The sequence below is a fragment of the Flavimarina sp. Hel_I_48 genome (genome assembly GCF_000733945.1).
In the GTDB taxonomy this organism is placed as follows: Bacteria; Bacteroidota; Bacteroidia; order Flavobacteriales; family Flavobacteriaceae; genus Leeuwenhoekiella.
This window is the reverse complement of the sequence record NZ_JPOL01000003.1, coordinates 291614-313504: the sequence shown is the minus strand read 5'-3', so window position 1 is coordinate 313504 and position 21891 is coordinate 291614. Positions and strand designations below refer to the sequence as shown.

Sequence of the window (21891 nt, the reverse complement as noted above, 5' to 3'; positions counted from 1 at the left end):
AGAATATTAGAAAATATCTGATTAAACCTTTTTCCGGAATAACACTCTAAACCACAAAATACAGTATACAGCTACTTTATTCATCCTAAAAACCACAACTACATGAAAAGAAGAAATTTTGTACAACTCGCAGGCCTTGGTGCGGGAGCATTGATGCTACCGTCTGGCATGATGGGTAATTCCATTTCCGCGGAAGCGCTGCTTGATCCTGGGATGGATCTTGTTTTAAAGAAAAAAATGGCTGATGTAGCCTTGAATACGGCAAAATCACTGGGCGCAACCTACGCAGATGCACGTATAGGCCGCTACCTCAACCAGTATGTCTTTACCCGTGAGGATAAAGTGCAAAACGTGGTGAATACAGAATCCTTCGGTATCGGTATTCGCGTGATCGCTGACGGTACATGGGGTTTTGCATCCACAAACAGCGTCACCGAAGATGGCATCAAAAAAGCCACTGATCAGGCCGTGGCGATCGCAAAAGCAAATGCGCGTATTCAGAAGGAACCGGTGCAACTGGCGCCCGTAGGTTCTTTTGGCGAAGTTTCCTGGAAAACACCCATTAAAAAAGACTTTAAGGAAGTTCCCGTTTCAGAAAAAGTGGATCTATTGCTTAGCGCAAATAAAGCTGCAATGGACAATGGGGCTGATTTTGTGAATTCTTCTATGTTCATGGTCAATGAGCAGAAATATTTTGCCTCTACCGAAGGTTCTTATATTGATCAGGATATCTATCGCATCTGGCCCACATTTGATGTTACGGCCATAGATCGCGCTACAAATACTTTTAAATCCCGACAGGCGCTAAGCGCTCCCGTGGGTATGGGCTATGAATATCTTGATGGTCTCGATTCAGAAAAACTGGACGGTCCCGGTACGCTTAAGTTGTATAAAAACAGCTACGATATGGTTGAAGATGCCACGATCGCTGCGCAACAGGCCAAAGAAATGCTTACTGCAAAATCAGTTGATCCCGGTAAATATGATTTGGTTCTTGAACCTAACCACCTTGGCCTGACCATACATGAATCTGTAGGGCATCCCTTAGAACTGGATCGCGTTTTAGGCTATGAAGCGAATTATGCAGGAACCAGTTTTGCAACGTTGGATAAGTGGAAATCTGGCGATTTTAAATATGGAAGCGAGAAGGTAAGTATCGTTGCAGATAAAACACAGCCCAACACACTGGGCAATGTAGGTTGGGATGATGAAGGGGTTAAAACAAAACAATGGGACCTTATTCGCGATGGTGTACTGGTGAACTATCAGGCGATACGCGATCAGGCGCACATGCTCAATGAAGACGAGTCCAATGGATGTTGTTATGCTGAAAGTTGGAATGATGTTCAATTTCAAAGGATGCCAAATGTATCCCTGGAACCTGGAAAAGAAAAACTGTCTGCCGCTGAAATGATCAAAGATGTAGAAAAAGGAATTTATATCGCCGGTCGCGGCTCGTATTCCATAGATCAGCAACGGTACAATTTCCAATTTGGAGGAACGGTTTTTTACGAAATCAAGGATGGAGAGATCGTGGGTATGCTCAATGATGTGGCCTACCAGTCCAATACCCAAGAATTCTGGAACAGCTGTGTAAAAGTGTGCGATAAGGATGATTATCGCCTTTTTGGTTCCTTCTTTGACGGTAAAGGTCAGCCGTCGCAGGTGAGCGCGGTTTCCCACGGCAGTTCTACCGCCCGTTTCAACGATGTTAACGTGATCAATACCGGTCGCAACGTCTAACTTTCTATCATAAAAATCAGCAAAAGACAATGGCAATATATACAGAAGAAGAAGCCAGGAAGATCATGGAAAAAGCGCTTAGCTTTTCTAAGGCAGACTCCTGCTCAATAAGTTTAACTGGCAGTGAAAGCGGAAATATCCGCTATGCGCGAAATAGCGTTTCCACATCTGGACATCGCTCCAACCAGTCGCTGGGCGTGCAATCCAGTTTCGGAAAAAAATCAGGATCAGCAACCATTGATGAATTTGATGATGCATCCCTTGAAAAGGTGGTGCGCAGGGCGGAAGAACTTGCCCAACTTTCCCCGGAAAATCCGGAATTTATGCAGCCCTTGGGTTCACAGACCTACGATGACGCGGTAACTTTTGTTCAGGCAACCGCAGACGTAACGCCGGAATTCCGCGCAAAAGTCGCTGAAAGCAGTATTACCCCCGCAAGTCAAAACGATGTTACCGCAGCCGGATTTTTAGATGATTCTACAGGATTTAGGGCACTATTAAATAGTAACGGACTTTTTGCCTACAATAAGAGTACCGATGTAGATTTTACAATTACCATGCGCACGAATGATGGTACCGGTTCGGGCTGGGTAACACGTGATTTCAACGATATCACAAAATTTGATCCTGATGAAGCGGCAAAAACCGCCGTAGACAAAGCGGTAATGTCGCGCGAGGCCAAGGCTATTGAGCCAGGCCGCTACACGGTAATTCTTGAACCGGCTGCGGGAGAAGAATTACTAGGCAGGATGTTTGGCGCTTTTGATGCGCGTACCGCAGATGAAGGCCGTAGTTTCATGTCTTCTAAAGATGGGGAAGGCACTAAAATGGGTCAGAAAATTGTAGACGATCGCGTACATATTTGGTCAGATCCCCGCAATACAGAAGTTCCTACGGCAACCTGGGACGGCGAGGGACTTCCACTCAAAAAAATGGACTGGATTGAAAATGGAATCGTAAAAAATCTCGCTTATAGTCGATATTGGGCCGAAAAACAGGGAAAAGAAGCGGTGCCTTATCCCGGTAATTTTATCATGGCCGGTGGGGATTCTTCCCTTGAGGAAATGATCAAGAACACGAAAAAAGGGATTTTGGTAACCCGTTTCTGGTACATTCGCTCTGTAGATCCACAAAGTTTACTTTTTACAGGTCTTACCCGTGATGGGACTTTTTATATCGAGAATGGTGAAATTCGCTATCCTATTAAAAACTTCCGTTTTAACGAAAGCCCTATTATCATGCTCAACAACCTGGAAGAACTTGGGAAACAAGTTCGCGTGGGTGGAAATCTCATTCCGTATATGAAAATCAGGGACTTTAGTTTTACCAGTTTATCTGACGCGGTTTAAAGGTTCTCGATAAGCACTCCTGACGTCGCGCACTCGAATTGACAGTTTGTTATAAATTTGTCATTTAGAGTGTTTTTAAATGTAGCGTTAGCGGAATTAAAATGTATCGAAAAGTTGCTATTTACAGTACATATTAGCTTTTCCAAAGTTTCAAACTTTGGAAAAGCTTTATTTATAAAGATTGCCATGTAAAGCCCAGCCCGCGGGGAAACGCCCAAGAACGGAGTAAAAGCGTTTAAACTAACGGAACTGAGACTTTTCAAAAGTTCTTCTTATTAAGGAAATAGAATAATATAAATTGAACAACGAATTCTTTTTTACCCGCTTACAATATGAGTCCGGCGACTGGGATGTCGATCAGCGCATGCCGTCTAATCTGCTCAATTCACTTGTGGAATATACCACACTGGCGGTTGACAAACAGGAACATATCATTACCTTAAGCAGTGAGGATATTTTTGCTTCACCATTTTGTTATATAACCGGTCATAAATTGGTTCAATTCAGTCAAAAAGAGCGTGAAAACTTCAAAAAATACGTCGAAAACGGCGGTTTTGTCTTTGCAGATGATTGCAATCATGACATTGACGGACTTTTTGCCAAGTCTTTTGAAAATCAAATGGAAGAATTGTTTGGTGCAAAGGCACTTCAGAAAATCCCCAATGATCACGAACTTTATTCTATTTTTTTTGATTTTGAAGATGGCCCGCCCACAACATCACAAGAGTTGAATGGCTGGGGGGATGATCTTGTGCACGATTATTTAAAAGCCATTATGATCAAGGATCGTATAGGAGTCCTTTACAGCAATAAAGATTACGGTTGCGAGTGGGATTACGACTTCAGGAATAAACGTTTTTACAAAAAAGACAATACCCGTTTTGCTGTAAATATTGTCATGTACGCACTTACCTCATAAATAAAATTCATGAATACCCAATTAAAAGAACTGGAACAGGAAGTTGATGTACTTACTGGAAAGCTTGAAGCTTTGCGACAGGAAATTGCCAAGGTGATCATAGGCCAGGAAGATACCATAGAGCAGCTGCTCATTACCTTTCTTGCCCGTGGCCATGCGCTGCTGGAAGGCGTTCCTGGTCTGGCAAAAACGCTCATGATCCGTACGTTATCCCAGGCTGTTGATCTTGATTTTAGGCGCATTCAGTTTACTCCAGATCTCATGCCTTCAGATATTATAGGTACCGAAATCCTTGAAGAAGACCATACCACAGGGAAAAAGTTCTTTGAGTTTAATAAAGGTCCCATTTTTGCCAATATTATTCTGGCGGATGAGATCAACCGAACTCCACCCAAGACACAGGCCGCTTTGCTGGAAGCAATGCAGGAATTTGAGGTGACCTATTCAGGCAAAACCTATGCGCTTGATAAGCCCTTTTTTATTCTAGCCACGCAAAATCCAATTGAGCAATCTGGAACATTCCCATTGCCGGAAGCTCAGCAGGATCGTTTTTTACTCTATATAAAAATCGGTTACCCTACCGAAGCAGAAGAAACCCACATCCTAAAAAATACCACCGGAAGTGAAAATAGCAAGATCAACCCAGTACTTACGGGTAAAGAGATCGTGCGGCTGCAGGAACTTGTACGTGAAGTTCCCATCAGTGATGCCCTGGTAGGTTTTGTGAGCAAGGTTGTACGCGCTACACGACCGGAAACTTCAACAAACGCTTACGTCAAAGAATGGGTAGGCTGGGGCGCGGGACCGCGGGCTGGTCAGGCCATGATACTTACCGCAAAAGCACGGGCACTCGCACAAGGCCGACTATCAGTTACGCCAGATGATCTAAAAACGATGGCATATCCTGTCCTTCGCCATCGTATTATAGTAAATTTCAGGGCAGAAGCAGAAGGTATAACATCTGATGATGTGACGCGGGAATTATTGAAAAACACGCCAATTTCCACTTAAAAACAGTCATTTTGAAGCAGGATTATCAGGATTTGCTTAAACCGGAAGTTATCAATAGTGTGTCAGGGCTTTCCCTGATCGCAAGGGTAATTGTTGATGGGCAATTGGCTGGTCTGCACAAAAGCAAACGAGTAAGGCAGGGGATGGAATTTAGTCAGTACCGTGGTTATGAACCGGGAGATGACCTGCGTTTGCTTGATTGGAAAATGCTTGCGCGCTCAGGCCGTTACTATATAAAACAGGCCGAAATCAATACCCATGTTTCCGTAAAGTTTATCGTGGACGCCAGCAATTCTATGGAACATAGGGAAGACGGACTTTCAAAAACGGAATATGTACGCGTCCTGGTAGCGACTTTGGCTCATTTGAGCATTCAACAGGGCGATGCCGTGGGACTTTTTGCCCTGAATGACCAGCAGTTGCAAACGCTTTATACCAAAACGCAAAAGCAACATTTAAACCGTTTATTACTGGAGCTCTTAAATATTAAAAGCGCGGGTACATGGCCTGAAAATACTGTAGAACTGGAGAAACTACATGAAAGAAGCCAGAAAGAACTCATTTTTTTTATAACAGATCTTTATGAGAAAAACCACGAATTAACCAATGTGGTAAAGCGTTTAAAAACCTCCCGAAATGAAGTCGTTTTACTCCATGTTACAGGTCAAAAAGAAATTGAATTTGATTATAAAGGCACTATTACCTTTGAAGATCTGGAGCAGGGAACCCGTGTAAAGGTCAATGCAAAGGATGCTAAAAGTAACTATTTAAAAAACCTTCAAAACTATTTTGAAACTTTAAAAAATGAGTTGTTATCCCACGGGATTCGTTATGAGCGTTTTCAGCTTGATAGACCTTTGGGTGAGGCCTTGCAAACATTTATCAAAAAACGTAACAACCTGCAATGACATTTTTAAACCCAATGTACTTATGGGGATTGCTGGGGCTTGCGGTACCGCTGGCTATACATTTGTGGAGTAAAAAGGAGGGAAAAACCATAAAAATAGGCAGCATTCAATTGCTTGCGCAGACAGATCCCAAACAGGCCAGCAGCATACAACTCAATGAATTGTTCTTGCTTTTTTTGCGGTTAATATTGCTGGGGATCCTCGTGTGTATTCTGGCTTCCCCCCAAGCTAAAAAAAAGACAAAAACAGCAGACGTGGTTTACCTCATAGAACCTGCACTTCTGGATAACAACGATATCCGTGAGATGGTGGATTCTTTACCAGAAGAAAAAACATTCTTGCTTCAAAATGATTTTCCGAAGTGGAAACGGGATGAGAATGTAAATATTCTGAACAAAACCCCAAATTACTGGCAACTTGCACAGGAAATGGAAAGCCTGCACGCTGATAGTATTGTGGTTTTTACCCGTGGCTTGCTTCAGGGATTCAAAGGAAAAAGGCCCACGGTAAATTCAACTATAAATTGGATAATTTTGACTCCGGAAACAGTGGAAGACCAACTCCTAGCTTCAATTCAAACTAGTGATAGTATTACCCTTATTTCGGTGAATAGTGCTAGTGATCAACTGGAATATGAAAGGGAAAAGGTTTCAAGAAGTTCGGTTGAAATGAATAACAGTAGGGATAGTATTGCCATCATGCGCAATGGGCAAAAACATAGGCTACCGTTGTTTACTCGTGATACGTTATATATCCAGATTGCTTCTGTGGATTCCTTAAAAGCGGAAAAAAAATACATTGAAGCTTCTTTGCGGGCAGTATCTAATTACACCGAAATTCTATTTGAAATAAGTGAAATCAACGGTTCTATAAATCCTAAGACTGAAATAGTGATTTGGCTGAAAAATGATACAATTCCAGAATTTAAGGGCAAAATCATACGATATAAAGCAAATAAATTTGCTGAAAATTTGGTGGTTTCCACAAAAAATCCGGCGGTTTTTGAGTTGACGGGTCGGTTGAATTCAGAAAATATAGTCTCTCAAAAATTTCCAGAACAAGTACTATCGTTTTTGAATCTTTATCCCACTATTGAGAAGCTTTCAAAACCTTTTGATAAAACAAGCCTTGCCAAAAACATACTCCAGCCGCATTCAAAAGCCCCTAAAAAGGCGGATTATATTGTAAAAACCATGGATCTTTCACCCTGGTTTTGGCTGATTTTTATACTGGCTTTTATAACGGAACGTATCACCGCCTATTATCGAAAACAATGATTGTAAAAGCAAAACAGGCATTGGTACGTTTTCAGCATCGCTGGCAGTTTTTGCTGGTATTAAAATATGTCCTTTATGCGCTGGGACCAGCAATTTTTACATTTGTGCTGAGCAGCAATTTTTACATTTCCCTAAGCATTTTTGTATTTGGAATAGGTGCCCAGCTCGCATATCACAAACCGTGGAACCTTTCTTTGAATAGTGTAAGTGCTTATGTGGACGAGAAATTAAGTGCCGTCGCTTTTAGTAGTGGACTTCTTCTAAAAACCATTGATCTCTCAGGCCTGGCACAAGTACAGCAACAACGTGTGGCCGAAGTTTTATTAACGAAAATAGGTACAATTCGACCAAAAATTGGCTTTTTAAAGCCCGTTTTTACCCTTTTTACGTTCATTTTACTATCCGTAGTTGCATACCAATTTGGTTTTTCTCAGGTATTTTCTACTGAACCGTGTTTGGCGCCAATAGTCAATAAAATCAGTTTTAAACCTATAGATTCCTCTTCAGTAGAAAGCATACCGCCTATATTGGAAAGCCAAAAGATAATTATAAGCTATCCGGCATATACAAACACAGCCCCATTTTCATCTTCATCTATGGAAATCAAGGCGCTGGAAGGTTCGCAAGTGCGTTGGAATCTTGAATTTGATCAAAAGGTGGACAGGGTTTCCATTGAGTTTTCCGGAACGCGTTTCCCCATGAAATTACAAAGCAGTACATATTCCTTTTTCAAAAAGGTGGATAATGCGGAATTCTATAATTTCAGGTTTAAAGACACCCTTGGCGCGGCCTATATTTCTGACTTACATAGCGTGGAAATCATACGCGATCAACCACCGGTAATTTCCCTGAACGGTTTGCAGCCCTTTGTTTCCTTCACGTTTGATCAAAAAAAACAATTGGATTTTTCCGCAGTGCTAACAGATGATTTTGGTATTGGAAGCGCATATATCAATGCGACCGTAAGTCGCGGAACAGGAGAATCCGTAAAGTTTAGGGAGGAGCAAATAGGTTTTGCTAATCCGGGAAAGCCTGGTGAAAAAATGTGGAACATTGAAAAGAAAATCAATCTGGATTCCTTAAAAATGGAGCCGGGGGATGAACTGTATTTCTATGTTGAAACAAGTGATTTAAAAACGCCAAAGCCTAATATCTCGCGCAGTGAAACTTTTTTTGCCGTAATCAAAGATACCGTTTCCTATGAATTTGCAGTGGAAGGAACGCTTGGTGTTGATCGCATGCCAGATTGTTTCCGTAGCCAGCGGCAGTTAATCATTGACACCGAAAAACTGATCAAAAGCAGGTCAAATCTTTCCGAAGCAGAATTTAATAAAAAAAGCAACGAACTGGGAGCAGAACAGAGCGCGCTACGCCTGAAGTACGGCAAATTTATGGGCGATGAGAACACAGGCGCAGAAGATCATGATCACGACGGTACAGAAAATCCATTAGCAGATTATATGCACGATCACGACGGCAGCAATGAGCACAATCTGGTCGAAAATGATGGTGAACAAGCGAAAAAAGATACCACATCTACAGGAAAACCAGATCAATTCACCCAATCATTACACAGTAAAATGCGCGAGGCACTCAATGAAATGTGGAGTTCAGAACGTCATTTGCGCATCAATGAACCCAGTCAATCTTTACCTTATCAAAACAGGGCGCTCAACCTTTTACAGGAAATCAAAAACAGCGCGCGTATTTATGTACACAGAACAGGTTTTGACCCACCGCCCATCAAAGAGAATGCACGGCTTACCGGCGACATCAAAGAAGTTGATAATTACAGGAAAACCGAGAATCTTGAAAATCCCGAAACTGAAGAAAATATTAGAAAATCCGTTGTGCTTATTGAACAAATCCTCACACAAAATAGCCCAATTTCTGATGATAATAAGTCGGTTTTCAATAAAGCAGGAAGCGAGCTTGCGCAAAAAGCCATTGAAAATCCAGGGAAGTATTTATCTCTTTTACAGCAATTAAAATGGGTGGGTGAACGCGAGGAAAAGCCTGATGAAGAAAAACTGCGAACACTTCAAAGCGGTTTATTACAGGCACTAAATAATCCAAACGTAGCTCCTAAAGGTGGCAAAGGATCGATAAGCAGACTAAACTTGTTAGTCCTGAAAGAACTACAGCAAAATGATTGAAAACATAATTTTTTTAAATGAAAAATGGTTCTGGCCTATTATAAGTTTAGGTCTTTTAATGTGGATCATTCTTATAGGAACAAGTTGGTTTTCTGGTAGAAAAAAAGGATTTCCACTAAAAATTATAACCGGATCAATTGCAATAAGTGCGCTAGTGCTTATTGCAATGAAACCTGCAACTATCAGCACACGAGATGGGGAAACTGGAGTTTTGTTGACACAGGGATATTCCGAAAATCAACTAGACAGTCTAAAAAAGGCGATACGGGATTTGGTCGTTCTGGATTATAGTAAAGATTTAAATTTAAGCGAGGCATTGGATTCGTTGACGGAAATTACAATTTTAGGAAGTGGGGTAAAATCCTATGATTTATGGCAATTTGATTCCATTGGCGTCCAGTTTTTACCTGGGCAACTCCCAAATGGAATCATCAAACTTAACTACCCGAAAGAAGCAAGCATAGGTGATAAATTTAGTGTTGACGGTGTGTATCATTCTGTCAAAGTGAAGAATAGAGTGGTATTACAAGATCCAGGAGGAACGGCACTGGATTCTACAGATGTGAACGCGGGTCAATCTGAATTTAATCTTCAGACCATATTAAAAGCAACTGGAAAACTGGTATATCGGTTAGTGGAAAAAGACTCAACTGGGAGTGTGCTACATGATAATCCTTTGCCGCTAAACATAATTCCTAAAGTGGTACTTAACGTTCTTGTATTGAATGATTTTCCTTCTTTTGAAACCAAATATCTCAAAAACTTCTTAGCCGAAAATGGTCATAAAGTCCTAATACGTTCTAAAATAACCAAAGGACGCTATAAATATGAATATCTAAATAGGGATCAGATTTCATTTGCCGATCTGTCACAACCTATGCTTGAAGATTTCGATCTATTGATTATCGATTATTTAAGTTTGAAAAACCTATCAAATTCGGCTAAAAACGGACTACAAAGGGCAGTTTTTGAGGACGGTTTGGGCGTTTTTGTTCAAGCGGACGCTTCTTTTTTCCGAAGTTCAAAAGTATTCCCCCAGCTAAATTTTGATAATGATATTCAAACCAGCGTTCGCCTCACGGATTTTCCACGAACGATACTGGCTAAGAGTCCGTTTATTTTTAAAAAATCCTTTGATCTCGAAATAATACATACTTCAGATACTAAAATACTATCGGCTTACAAAAGAAACGGAATCGGCAGGCTGGGAACTACCGTATTGGAAACTAGTTACCAACTACTTTTAAATGGAAAAAAGGATAGTTATGACAGGTTATGGACTCAGATATTGAGTCCGTTAGCTAAGCCTCAGACAGATCTTGCGGAGTGGGCTGTGGCGCAGGAACCCCTGCACGTTGATGAACCTTTGCTTTTTCAGCTACATACAACAGAAAATGATCCTGAAGTTAGGGATAAGAACGGCAATCCCATTGCTTTAAAACAAAATTTCGATCTTCCGGAAAAATGGGAGGGAAGGACTTATCCCAATTCAAAAGGCTGGCAGCAATTACAAGTAGAAGGCGATACTACGGAAATTTTAAATTATTTCGTTCTTGACGCTATGGATTGGAAACCGCTATCCAATTACAAAAAAATGGAAGCAAACAAGAATTATTTCAAAAGAAATAAAAGTTCTGTAACAGAAAGGGAATATATAGAACCGATCAATTTGTGGTGGTTTTATGGCATTTTTTTATTGACTATTGGTTACATGTGGCTAGAACCAAAACTATTTATTAAAAATTGACGGATTTGGATAGTATAAATAAAAAAAAGCTGCCCGATGGGGCAGCTTTTTTTATTCCTAAGAAGTATTTACTTAATCATTTACAATAAACGCATGTATAACTCCTGGAATCCAACCTACGAGTGTAAGTAGAACATTGATAAGAAAAGTACTTCCCAGTCCATGCTTCATAAAGACAGCGATAGGTGGAAATAGAATGTTTAAAATAATTGTTAGTATTGACATAATAATGATATTTAAAGGTTAGTAAATTTAATCTGCTTAAATGCGCTCATCACACAATTGCTCTTCATCAACTGTATATTCAGGAGAGCCTGTGGCTCCACCAAAGAACGCTGCACCAGCACCCAATAGGAATATAAAGAATGCAATTATGCTCATGGTTCCAGCAACATCAGTTGCCTTTTCAGTATACTTGGCCACTTTTGCTTTTGCTTCCGCGTAAAGTTTTTCAGCTTTATCTACTGCGGTGTTGATACGTTCATCCCATTTAGTAATGACACCATTGATTTCCTCATCAGAAAGTTCTGTATTTTCCGTTAAGTAATTTTTGATCTCTTCTTTGTTTACAATATCCTTTCCGCCTTCAACAGAAATATTCAAATCTCCGTTATCATCAAGATCAAAGGATAGCTCATTGAAAAATTCATCAACATTGTCTTCAAGATTAAGGTTCTTGAGTAAATCTTTAGAATCGCCCTTTACATCTTTCATTGTTTGACGCGCTTCCTGAGAAGCGTCTTCAGAAACGATATTATAATCTTCCGCTTTATTGATCAATTGGAAAGCTTCTTTTTTAATCTTGTCAAATGATGCTGTGGTTTCAGACTGACCTTTTTCCTGTGCCTTAGTGATCTGCTCTGCGATAGAAGAAGCATCAGAACTACTGAATACGGATGAAATAGCGCCGGTAACCCCACTAAAAACCCCACCTATTGTTGAAGTTAATATATAAATTGAAAGTAAAGTGTAAAGAGCCCATGATAGAAAACCATGCAAGCCACCATCAGAATTAGAAGGAAAACCTGACATTCTACCGGCAACGAGACCACCTACAAACAAAGCGGCAAGGTTAGAAACGCCCCACCAGATTAAGGTTCCTGTTCCCAGACCATCTAAGGTATTTTGGTCTGTCATAGGATCTATACTAGTAAGACCAATACCAAGACCGAGGATATTAAGCATAAATGAAACCGAAACGGCAGTAACGGCACCAGCAAATATAGCTGCCCAGGATACCCGGGAAACTTTATTGATGGAATTTGATAAATTTGTAATTTGTCTTTTCATAATTTAATGTTGGTTAATTATTTTCAAAAATAATATTAGCATGTGTCTTAGATTGAAAATTGGGCTGCCCTTAGCATTTATTTATTTTTACTTTAACAGAGACCTAGTATAAATCAACAAAGTGCCGCTTTAGAATTGCATGTTTACCTTATTTAGCTTTATTCAAGAGATTATTATGGGTAATAATGTGACATATTAAGTAAAATAGTTCAGCCTATATTTTCCGGAAATCCGTTTTAAATGATAATCCCATATATACAAATAGAAAAAGCCATCCCAAGGGATGGCTTTTTAATAACAAGAAATTTTTATTCAAATTAAGACTGAGTACTATTTTCAGGCTTTTCTATTGAAATACTGAGCTCTTCTTTACCTTCCTCAATATCCATTGTGATCTTATCACCTTCTTCAAGTTTTGAAGTAATGATTTCTTCTGCAAGGGCATCTTCAATATATTTCTGAATTGCACGCTTAAGTGGACGTGCCCCATACTCCTTATCAAATCCTTTATCACTTATGAAATCCTTGGCCTTATCCGTTAATTTCAGGGCATATCCAAGATCTTTGATTCTTGAATACAATTTAGCCAGTTCAATATCGATGATTTTGTGAATCTCAGCTCTATCAAGCGCGTTAAAGATTACCACGTCATCAACACGGTTTAGGAATTCTGGAGCAAAAGTTTTCTTGAGCGCACTTTGAATTACACTACGTGTATTTTCCTCCTCCTGATTTTTTCTTGCAGAAGTTCCAAAACCTACACCCTGACCAAAATCCTTTAATTTACGGGCACCTATATTAGAAGTCATAATAATAACGGTATTCCGGAAATCTATTTTTCTACCCAAGGAATCTGTAAGGTAACCATCATCCAGTACTTGAAGCAACATGTTGAAAACATCTGGGTGTGCTTTTTCGATTTCATCAAGTAAAAGGACCGCATAAGGCTTACGACGTACTTTTTCCGTCAATTGACCACCTTCTTCATAACCTACGTATCCCGGAGGCGCTCCCACGAGTCTGGATACCGCAAATTTCTCCATATACTCACTCATGTCAATGCGTATGAGTGTATCCTGATTGTCGAAAAGTTCAGTAGCCAAGACTTTTGCGAGTTGGGTTTTACCAACACCGGTTTGCCCTAGGAAAATAAAGGATCCAATCGGTTTTTGTGGATCTTTTAGTCCGGCGCGGTTTCTCTGAATAGCTTTTGCAACTTTAGCAACGGCTTCGTCCTGACCTATCACTTTATTCCTGATAGAAGCGGGAAGTTCAGCAAGTTTGTTACTTTCGGTTTTTGCTATTCTGTTCACTGGTATACCAGACATCATGGAAACGACATCTGCCACATTGTCTTCGCTAACGGTTTCTTTATGTTGTTTAGAATCCTCTTCCCAGCGCTCCTGAGCAACCGCAAGTTCTTTTTCTATATTTTTTTCATCATCCCTAAGCTTGGCAGCCTCCTCATATTTCTGCTTTTTAACAACAGAATTTTTCTTCTCGCGAACCTCTTCAAGACGACGTTCAAGATCAATGATCTTTTTAGGAACATCAATATTCGTAATGTGCACCCTAGAACCTGCTTCATCTAAAGCATCAATAGCTTTATCTGGTAAGAAACGATCTGTCATATAACGGCTTGTAAGCGTTACACAGGCTTCAATAGCTTCTTTAGTATATTGTACGTTATGGTGATCCTCATATTTATCCTTAATGTTCTCAAGAATTTCTATTGTTTCTGCTATAGTTGTTGGTTCAACAATTACCTTTTGAAAACGTCTCTCCAGTGCACCATCTTTTTCAATATATTGACGGTACTCATCAAGGGTAGTGGCACCTATACATTGAATCTCACCACGAGCCAATGCAGGTTTGAACATATTGCTTGCATCTAATGAACCAGTTGCTCCACCAGCACCCACAATAGTGTGTATCTCATCAATAAAAAGAATGATATCACTATTTTTCTCAAGTTCGTTCATAACAGCTTTCATTCGCTCTTCAAACTGCCCACGATATTTTGTACCGGCAACCAGGCTTGCAAGATCCAGTGTTACTACGCGCTTGTTAAAAAGGATACGGGAAACCTTACGCTTTACTATACGCAAAGCCAGTCCTTCCGCGATGGCAGATTTACCTACACCTGGTTCACCTATAAGTAGGGGGTTGTTCTTTTTCCTTCTGCTCAAAATTTGCGAAACGCGCTCAATTTCTTTTGCACGGCCCACAACGGGATCGAGTTTATCTTCTTCCGCCATTGCTGTTAAATCCCTTCCAAAATTATCAAGAACCGGGGTTTTTGATTTTTTATTGGTTTTGTTGTTGCCTGTAGTGTTGAAGGGGTTTTCTTTTGCAGAAGAATCAGCATCATCTTCACTAAAAGATTCCGCTTTGATTGTTTCTATATAATCATCATCGTTAGTCATCATAAGCTTGAATTGATCTTTTACATTATCATAATCCACTTTAAGCTTGTTGAGCAGCTTGGTCGTGGGATCATTTTCATTACGCAAAACACACAAAAGCAAGTGCGCAGTATTTATAGAAGTGCTTTGAAAAAGTTTGGCTTCTAAAAAAGTGGTCTTTAAGGCCCGCTCTGCCTGTCTGGTAAGATGCAGGTTACGTTTATCGTTGTTACCTACGGAATAATTAGGTGATGCAGGACTAAGGATTTCGACCTTGCGCCTCAAATGACTCAGATCAATGCTTAATTTATGCAAAATCTCAATTGCCTTGCCGCTACCATCCCGTAGCAAACCGAGCAATAAATGTTCAGTACCTATATATTCGTGCCCTAGACGCAACGCCTCTTCCTTACTGTAAGCGATTACATCTTTTACTCTTGGGGAAAAATTATCATCCATAAAATCTTATCTCAATTTACTATAAAAATAGTCAAAAATCATTCCGTTCATCTGTGCTTTGAGTAAAATGACGAAATATCTTTGATTATCACAAGAGAAGTTAAGGATACTTATTAATATCCACTGTTAATCTTTGTTAATAAAAAAACGCTTAAAAGCCTTGTATTTGCTACGAAACACTGACAAATTGTGTATCTTGCACGTTAGTGTTTATTAATTCAATAACTAAGATATTTACAAATGGCAGAAGGTGAAAAGCTAATTTCCATAAATATTGAAGATGAGATGAAGTCGGCTTACATTGATTATTCAATGTCAGTCATTGTGTCACGCGCCCTGCCAGATGTGAGGGACGGTTTAAAGCCGGTGCACAGGCGTGTTTTATTTGGTATGCATGAATTAGGTGTTCGCGCCAACAGCTCCCATAAAAAATCTGCAAGAATCGTGGGAGAGGTGTTAGGAAAGTACCACCCGCACGGTGATACTTCGGTTTATGATGCGATGGTACGTATGGCCCAGGAATGGAGCCTGCGCTATATGCTCGTGGATGGCCAGGGAAACTTTGGTTCCGTAGATGGTGATAGTCCGGCAGCAATGCGTTATACGGAGGCCCGTATGCGGAAGATTTCCGAAGAAATGCTTGCGGATATCGATAAGGATACGGTAGACCATCAATTGAATTTTGATGATACCTTAAAAGAGCCGAAAGTCCTTCCCACACGTATCCCGGGATTGCTCGTTAATGGTGCATCTGGTATCGCAGTGGGAATGGCTACCAATATGCCCCCACACAACCTTACCGAGGTCGTTAACGGTATTATAGCGTATATAGATAACAACGATATAGAAATCGATGAACTCATAGAACATGTGAGTGCACCTGATTTTCCTACCGGTGGAACCATTTATGGCTACGAAGGCGTTCGGGAAGCTTTTAAAACAGGTCGTGGACGTGTTGTTTTGCGGGCCAAGGCACGGATTGAAGAAATAAAAGGTAAAGAATGTATCGTGGTCAGCGAAATTCCATATCAGGTAAATAAGGCCGATATGATCAAGAAAACCGCTGATCTTGTCAATGATAAAAAGATTGAAGGCATTTCGGCCATTCGGGATGAATCTGACCGTAACGGTATGCGTATCGTTTATATTTTAAAACGTGACGCGATCCCTAATATCGTACTCAATACGCTTTACAAATATACCGCCCTCCAATCATCATTCAGTGTAAACAATATTGCACTGGTCAATGGTAGGCCACAGATGCTGAACCTTAAAGACATGATTCATTATTTTGTGGAGCATCGTCATGAGGTTGTGGTGCGACGAACGGAATATGAACTGAAGAAAGCGGAAGACCGCGCACACATCCTTGAAGGACTTATTATCGCATCAGATAATATTGACGAGGTGATCGCTTTGATTCGTGCAAGTTCTAACGCAGATGAAGCCCGTGAGAAACTCATGGAGCGTTTTAAACTTACCGAAATCCAGGCGAAAGCTATCGTTGAAATGCGATTACGCCAACTTACCGGTCTGGAGCAGGATAAATTAAGGGCGGAATATGATGATTTACTCGCTACAATTGAAGATCTGAAAGATATTCTCGCTAAAAAGGAACGTAGGATGCAGATCATCCATGACGAACTTATAGAAATTAGGGAAAAGTATGGCGATGAGCGCAGGACGAATATAGAATATGCTGGTGGTGATATGGATATCACTGATTTGATCCCTGATGAGAAAGTTGTTATAACTATATCTCATGCCGGTTACATCAAACGTACTTCACTGGATGAATACAAAACCCAGAATAGGGGAGGTGTAGGTCAAAAAGGATCTACTACCCGTAATGAAGATTTTCTGGAACACCTGTTCATAGGAACGAATCACCAATACCTTATTTTCTTTACCCAAAATGGTAAATGTTTTTGGATGCGCGTTTTTGAAATACCGGAAGGAAGTAAGACTTCTAAAGGAAGAGCGATCCAAAATCTTATAAGCATTGAGCCAGAGGATAAGATAATGGCATTCATCTGTACAAATGACCTCAAAGATGAGGAATATATCAACAGTCATTTTGTGATTATGGCTACTAAAAAAGGTCAGGTCAAGAAAACTTCACTCGAGCAATACAGCAGGCCAAGAAGTAACGGTATTAACGCCATTACCATTAAGGATGGTGATGAACTTCTAGCTGCCAAGCTTACAAATGGGGAGAGCGAGGTCATGCTTGCCGTTAAATCCGGTAAGGCGATTCGCTTTGAAGAAAGTAAAACCAGACCAATGGGGCGTGGAGCTTCTGGTGTTCGTGGCATAAAACTTGCAGATGATATGGATGAAGTTATAGGAATGGTTGCTGTGAATGATTCAGAGTCCAATATTCTTGTCGTTTCGGAAAATGGTTATGGTAAACGTAGCCTTGTGGAAGATTACAGAATTACAAACCGTGGTGGTAAAGGTGTTAAAACAATCTCCGTTACTAAAAAGACCGGTGGTCTTGTAGCCATTAACAACGTTACCGATAGCGATGATCTGATGATTATCAACAAATCTGGGATTGCCATACGTATGGCAGTTGCAGATCTTAGGGTAATGGGAAGGGCTACACAGGGTGTGAAATTGATCAATCTAAAAAACAATGATTCAATTGCAGCAGTCACCAAAGTTAAACATGACGACGATGCTATTGATGATCTGGAAGACACCACGGAAGAAGTACCCAAGAAACCTATAGAAGATAAAAAAACCAACGATAACACCTCTGACGAAGAGGAATAACCAAGTTAAATTTAAATAGTAATTAAAATGAAAACCAAATTATTTATAGTGGGCGCCGCCCTTTCAATAACGGCCATAGTTTCTGCACAGCGCAAGGAACTTAGAAATTTAAAGAGCTCCGTAGAAGATGAGGAGTATGCGCAAGCGAAGACTGACATCAGTACACTGGAAGGTATGATGGGAGAAATGGATGAGGACGATAAAGAAGAGTTCTATTACTATAAAGCGAAGGCTTATTTAGGTAAAGAAGATGATTTTTCTGGTCTTGATACTGCTTTAGAAGCGTTGGACATGGCTTCAAAAACGAATGATGGTGATGATTATGGCGACGAGGTTGCAGAATTAAAGCAACAAGCTATGAACAAAACCATTAACAGTGCTGTTGAAGATCAGAATGCAGAGCGCTATGATGCTGCTGCTTCAAAGTTGAACAAACTTTATAACCTTAGCCCTAAAGATACCATTTATCTGTATTACGCAGCTTCTAATGCAGTAAACGGTCAGGATTTTGACACGGCTTTAGAATATTACAATCAACTTAAAGATTTAGGATACGAAGGTGTTGAAACTAAATATACTGCCCTTAACAAAGAGAGCGGTGAAGTAGAAAACTTTGGTTCAGAAGCTCAGCGTGACCTTATGGTAAAAGCAGGATCACATGAAGATCCCAAAATGGAAACCACTCCTGCAAAAAGTCCAGAGATTACAGAAAAAATTGCATTGATCTACATGCAAAAAGGTGAAGACCAGAAAGCGCTTGACGCTATGGCTGATGCCCGCGAGCAAAATCCTGATAATGTGGATTTGATGAAAAATGAGGCTGAACTTTACCGCAAGCTGGATATGACTGCTGAATACGAGGCAGCAATGGACAAAATCATCGCTAAAGATCCTAATAATCCTGATCTTTTGGTAAATCTGGGAATCAGCGCAAACAATGCTGGGAATCCTGAAAAAGCAATGGAATATTACAAGAAAGCTTTAGAAATAGATCCATCTAATGCAATTGCCAACCTGAATACCGCTGTTGCACTTTTAGCTAAAGATAAAGAACTCGTTGATCAAATGAACAGCCTGGGAACATCTGCAGCAGACAATAAAAAATACGAAGCCTTTAAAAAGGAACGTATGGATGTTTATAAAGATGCAATACCCTATTTAGAAAAAGCAGCAGAGAGTGATCCTGATAACTTAGAAGTTACACGTACACTTTTCAATATCCACAGTCAATTGGGTAATACTGAAAAAGCGGCCACTTTCAAAGAAAAGCTGGATAGTTTAGAAGGAGCAAGCGGAAAATAATATTTCGCCCATAATATAAACACAAAAAGCCTGATCAATTGATCAGGCTTTTTTTATGCTTATTCATTTTGAGGAATTTACAAATTAAGCTTTACCGCGTGCAGGGTAGTCTTCTTCCTGTATAAAATCTATTGCCTTTAATAAAGCCTTAAAATCAGGACGTGCAAAGGGCATACTCTGTACGGCAGAACAGTACAACGTTCCGTCGGGTTTTATCAAAAACAATCCAGGTTCTGAAAAGACATCCGGTTCTGTATCCTTAATGGCGTTAGAAATGTAAAGACCCCATTCCCTGGCTGCATCTTCCGTAAGATCATATCCTATGGGAAGGGATTCAATTGCCCATTTATCTCCTGTTTTCTTGGCACGTTCTTCCGTATCCATACTTACAGCGATAACATTTACACCACGCTCTTCAAAATCCTCTAACTTAGTTTTTAAATCTTCAAGGTATTTTTTACAAACGGGGCAGTGCAGGCCACGGTAAAATACTACCAGTGTAAATTGTTCTGCGTTTTGTTTGCTTAGATCCCACTTGGTATCATTGATGAGATCCAGTTCAAGATTTGGTACTTTTTCTGTTGGTTTTATCATAGTTTCAATTTTTAATAAAGGTAAAAAACATCTGGACGGTACTATATTAACAATGTGCCAAAACAATTAAATTGCCTAAATATGAAATATTTATGAATGACACATTAGATACGCTTTAATATGTCTTAAAACAAAAAAATTACTATTTAGCGTAAATCAACGTAAAAGTTGTTTTCTTCTTAGCTCCACCACACAAAGAAAAAACGGTGTAGTTTTCCGTCCTGATCTATAATCCAAAACAGCGAACTTTGTTTTTTTTCCGTAAAAGATTCGAATAACGGAATTTGCTCCTTATAACTTTTCCAGTTCAAATCGTCTATAGCAGGTACGGTCACCCAGTCATTTTTAGGAGGTATTAGCAAGCTATTCACAGTTACGCTTATTGATTCCAACTGCGTTATATTGAGCCAAAACCCTTTTATTGCAGCAGAATTTATATTCTGATCAATAGGTAATTTTTGACCGTAGGGAAGGAATAATTGGCCTAAAAAGCATATTTTCTGGTTAATTTCGGTACTTTTTAGCTCCAATTGGGCTAAATATTGGGCAGTTTCTGGAGCAAATAGCAGCGGTAGTTGTTTATTTTTTAGCTTCTGAAGTTTTAAATTTAGACTGTCCCGCCTGTTACCGCCTATCCACTGCGCTGTCCAATCCCCTTCAACCGCAGGATCAAAAAGGTAGAATTTATAGACCATTTCCAGATGGAACAGGGTCGTATCAACCGGATTTTTTACAATAAAATCCAGTTCCCCTATTGTGGTTTTCTCATGTATAATCTGAAGGTTTTTGGCCAAAATTTCATAAGAGGAACGCTTGAGCGCTACTTCCATAAAATATTCCATACGTTGTCCCAAGCGTATATTCTGGGGCATCTCAAAATCTTCCGGAAGTTGCCCGGACATTATTTTGGCTTTGTTCAGCTCAAAAAAATCAACTCCGTCAAATGTATTTTTAAACAAAACCTCCGTATTCAGAAATCCTTCATATTGCTGCTGTAAAATATATTTATGGGAGCGGTTCATCGTTTTTTATAAATGATCTTCTAATCAAAAAGATCTGAGGAAAGGTAGCGATCGCCCCTATCGCAAATAATTGATACAACTACACCTTGATCCAACTGTTCACAGAGTTTTAAGGCCGCGACGGTAGCCCCACCGCTACTCATACCCGAGAAAATACCTTCTTTACGAGCCAGTTCTTTTGCCATGACACGGGCTTCATCTTCGCTAACTTCAATGATCTGGTCTACCCTGCTTGCGTCAAAGATTTTAGGCAGGTACTCTTCTGGCCATTTACGTATTCCTGGAATACTGCTTTCATCTGTAGGTTGAACCCCCACAATCTGTATGTCTTTATTTTGCTCTTTGAGAAAAGTAGAGGTTCCCATGATGGTGCCGGTTGTTCCCATGGAAGAAACAAAATGCGTTACTTTGTGCTCTGTATCACGCCAAATTTCTGGTCCGGTGGTTTTATAATGCGCTTTCCAGTTGTCTGGATTAGAGAATTGATCAAACATATAAAAACCTTCTTGCTTCACTTTGTTTTCAGCAAAATCCCGGGCGCCTTCTATTCCTATATCTTTTGAAGTCAATGTTACTTTCGCGCCATAGGCCCGCATGGTTTGTACACGTTCTTTAGTAGCATTTTCTGGCATAACGATTTCCAGGTCCAGGCCATAAATACTCGCGATCATCGCCAGGGCAATACCGGTATTACCGCTGGTGGCTTCTATCAGTTTTGAGTTTTTATCAATAGCACCGCGTTCAAGCGCGCTTGTGATCATATTGAAAGCCGCGCGATCTTTAACACTACCACCAGGATTGTCACCTTCCAATTTAAAGAGGAGTTTTACATTGGGGTTTTGCTGTAGCACTTTTGATTCCACTAAAGGCGTATTGCCAATTAGCCGTTCTAAATTATAGTTCATAAATGGGTATTTTACATAAAAAAACG

General features: G+C 40.1%; 16 protein-coding genes. 10 read left to right on the top strand and 6 right to left on the bottom strand.

Annotated elements, in window-relative coordinates:
- Window positions 1–102 precede the first annotated feature (102 nt).
- The 8 genes from P162_RS17235 to P162_RS17195 all read left to right on the top strand — a co-directional run bounded on the left by P162_RS17235 (window position 103) and on the right by P162_RS17195 (window position 11110).
- Window positions 103–1743: a TldD/PmbA family protein gene (locus tag P162_RS17235; RefSeq protein ID WP_031429202.1), complete on the top strand. Its 1641-nt coding sequence runs from the start codon at window positions 103–105 to the stop codon at window positions 1741–1743.
- 29 nt (window positions 1744–1772) lie between these two features.
- Complete coding sequence (locus tag P162_RS17230) at window positions 1773–3092, top strand: TldD/PmbA family protein (RefSeq protein ID WP_031429200.1); 1320 nt, start codon at window positions 1773–1775, stop codon at window positions 3090–3092.
- 298 nt (window positions 3093–3390) lie between these two features.
- Window positions 3391–4011, top strand: a complete 621-nt coding sequence (locus P162_RS17220) for a DUF4159 domain-containing protein (protein WP_031429196.1) — start codon at window positions 3391–3393, stop codon at window positions 4009–4011.
- A gap of 9 nt (window positions 4012–4020) precedes the next feature.
- Complete coding sequence (locus P162_RS17215) at window positions 4021–5022, top strand: AAA family ATPase (RefSeq protein WP_031429194.1); 1002 nt, start codon at window positions 4021–4023, stop codon at window positions 5020–5022.
- An 11-nt stretch (window positions 5023–5033) separates the two neighbouring features.
- Entirely contained in the window at window positions 5034–5930 is an 897-nt protein-coding gene (locus P162_RS17210; RefSeq protein ID WP_031429192.1) for a DUF58 domain-containing protein, read from the top strand.
- A complete protein-coding gene (locus P162_RS17205; protein WP_031429191.1) occupies window positions 5927–7207 on the top strand; it encodes a BatA domain-containing protein in 1281 nt (426 codons plus the stop codon). Before P162_RS17210 ends, P162_RS17205 begins: the two co-directional genes overlap by 4 nt.
- Entirely contained in the window at window positions 7204–9363 is a 2160-nt protein-coding gene (locus P162_RS17200) for a hypothetical protein (RefSeq protein ID WP_031429189.1), read from the top strand. Before P162_RS17205 ends, P162_RS17200 begins: the two co-directional genes overlap by 4 nt.
- A complete protein-coding gene (locus P162_RS17195) occupies window positions 9356–11110 on the top strand; it encodes a hypothetical protein (RefSeq protein ID WP_031429187.1) in 1755 nt (584 codons plus the stop codon). Before P162_RS17200 ends, P162_RS17195 begins: the two co-directional genes overlap by 8 nt.
- Before the next feature lie 72 nt (window positions 11111–11182).
- Here the strand turns inward: P162_RS17195 and P162_RS17190 are convergent, their stop codons facing one another.
- The 3 genes from P162_RS17190 to P162_RS17180 form a co-directional block, all read right to left on the bottom strand.
- Complete coding sequence (locus tag P162_RS17190; RefSeq protein WP_031429186.1) at window positions 11183–11335, bottom strand: YqaE/Pmp3 family membrane protein; 153 nt, start codon at window positions 11333–11335, stop codon at window positions 11183–11185.
- 36 nt (window positions 11336–11371) lie between these two features.
- On the bottom strand, window positions 11372–12400 hold the full coding sequence (locus tag P162_RS17185; RefSeq protein WP_031429185.1) for a hypothetical protein: 1029 nt from the start codon (window positions 12398–12400) through the stop codon (window positions 11372–11374).
- A gap of 317 nt (window positions 12401–12717) precedes the next feature.
- Complete coding sequence (locus P162_RS17180) at window positions 12718–15264, bottom strand: ATP-dependent Clp protease ATP-binding subunit (RefSeq protein WP_031429184.1); 2547 nt, start codon at window positions 15262–15264, stop codon at window positions 12718–12720.
- Between the two features lie 240 nt (window positions 15265–15504).
- Here P162_RS17180 and gyrA point away from each other — a divergent pair, with 240 nt between their 5' ends.
- On the top strand, window positions 15505–18042 hold the full coding sequence (gene gyrA, locus P162_RS17175; RefSeq protein WP_031429182.1) for a DNA gyrase subunit A: 2538 nt from the start codon (window positions 15505–15507) through the stop codon (window positions 18040–18042).
- A 27-nt stretch (window positions 18043–18069) separates the two neighbouring features.
- Window positions 18070–19344, top strand: a complete 1275-nt coding sequence (locus P162_RS17170; protein ID WP_031429181.1) for a tetratricopeptide repeat protein — start codon at window positions 18070–18072, stop codon at window positions 19342–19344.
- Between the two features lie 84 nt (window positions 19345–19428).
- Here the strand turns inward: P162_RS17170 and P162_RS17165 are convergent, their stop codons facing one another.
- The 3 genes from P162_RS17165 to cysM all read right to left on the bottom strand — a co-directional run bounded on the left by P162_RS17165 (window position 19429) and on the right by cysM (window position 21865).
- Window positions 19429–19938, bottom strand: a complete 510-nt coding sequence (locus P162_RS17165) for a peroxiredoxin-like family protein (protein ID WP_031429180.1) — start codon at window positions 19936–19938, stop codon at window positions 19429–19431.
- Window positions 19939–20117: 179 nt separating this feature from the next.
- On the bottom strand, window positions 20118–20960 hold the full coding sequence (locus tag P162_RS17160) for a DUF1853 family protein (protein WP_031429179.1): 843 nt from the start codon (window positions 20958–20960) through the stop codon (window positions 20118–20120).
- Between the two features lie 20 nt (window positions 20961–20980).
- Entirely contained in the window at window positions 20981–21865 is an 885-nt protein-coding gene (gene cysM, locus P162_RS17155) for a cysteine synthase CysM (RefSeq protein WP_031429178.1), read from the bottom strand.
- Between the last annotated feature and the right edge of the window lie 26 nt (window positions 21866–21891).

Excerpts from the sequence above, each read along its gene's own strand:
- P162_RS17235 (WP_031429202.1), top strand. The coding sequence starts at position 103 with ATGAAAAGAAGAAATTTTGTACAACTCGCAGGCCTTGGTGCGGGAGCA.
- P162_RS17230 (WP_031429200.1), top strand. The coding sequence starts at position 1,773 with ATGGCAATATATACAGAAGAAGAAGCCAGGAAGATCATGGAAAAAGCG.
- P162_RS17215 (WP_031429194.1), top strand. The coding sequence starts at position 4,021 with ATGAATACCCAATTAAAAGAACTGGAACAGGAAGTTGATGTACTTACT.
- P162_RS17205 (WP_031429191.1), top strand. The coding sequence starts at position 5,927 with ATGACATTTTTAAACCCAATGTACTTATGGGGATTGCTGGGGCTTGCG.
- P162_RS17200 (WP_031429189.1), top strand. The coding sequence starts at position 7,204 with ATGATTGTAAAAGCAAAACAGGCATTGGTACGTTTTCAGCATCGCTGG.
- P162_RS17195 (WP_031429187.1), top strand. The coding sequence starts at position 9,356 with ATGATTGAAAACATAATTTTTTTAAATGAAAAATGGTTCTGGCCTATT.
- P162_RS17190 (WP_031429186.1), bottom strand. The coding sequence starts at position 11,335 with ATGTCAATACTAACAATTATTTTAAACATTCTATTTCCACCTATCGCT.
- P162_RS17185 (WP_031429185.1), bottom strand. The coding sequence starts at position 12,400 with ATGAAAAGACAAATTACAAATTTATCAAATTCCATCAATAAAGTTTCC.
- P162_RS17180 (WP_031429184.1), bottom strand. The coding sequence starts at position 15,264 with ATGGATGATAATTTTTCCCCAAGAGTAAAAGATGTAATCGCTTACAGT.
- gyrA (WP_031429182.1), top strand. The coding sequence starts at position 15,505 with ATGGCAGAAGGTGAAAAGCTAATTTCCATAAATATTGAAGATGAGATG.
- P162_RS17170 (WP_031429181.1), top strand. The coding sequence starts at position 18,070 with ATGAAAACCAAATTATTTATAGTGGGCGCCGCCCTTTCAATAACGGCC.
- P162_RS17165 (WP_031429180.1), bottom strand. The coding sequence starts at position 19,938 with ATGATAAAACCAACAGAAAAAGTACCAAATCTTGAACTGGATCTCATC.
- P162_RS17160 (WP_031429179.1), bottom strand. The coding sequence starts at position 20,960 with ATGAACCGCTCCCATAAATATATTTTACAGCAGCAATATGAAGGATTT.
- cysM (WP_031429178.1), bottom strand. The coding sequence starts at position 21,865 with ATGAACTATAATTTAGAACGGCTAATTGGCAATACGCCTTTAGTGGAA.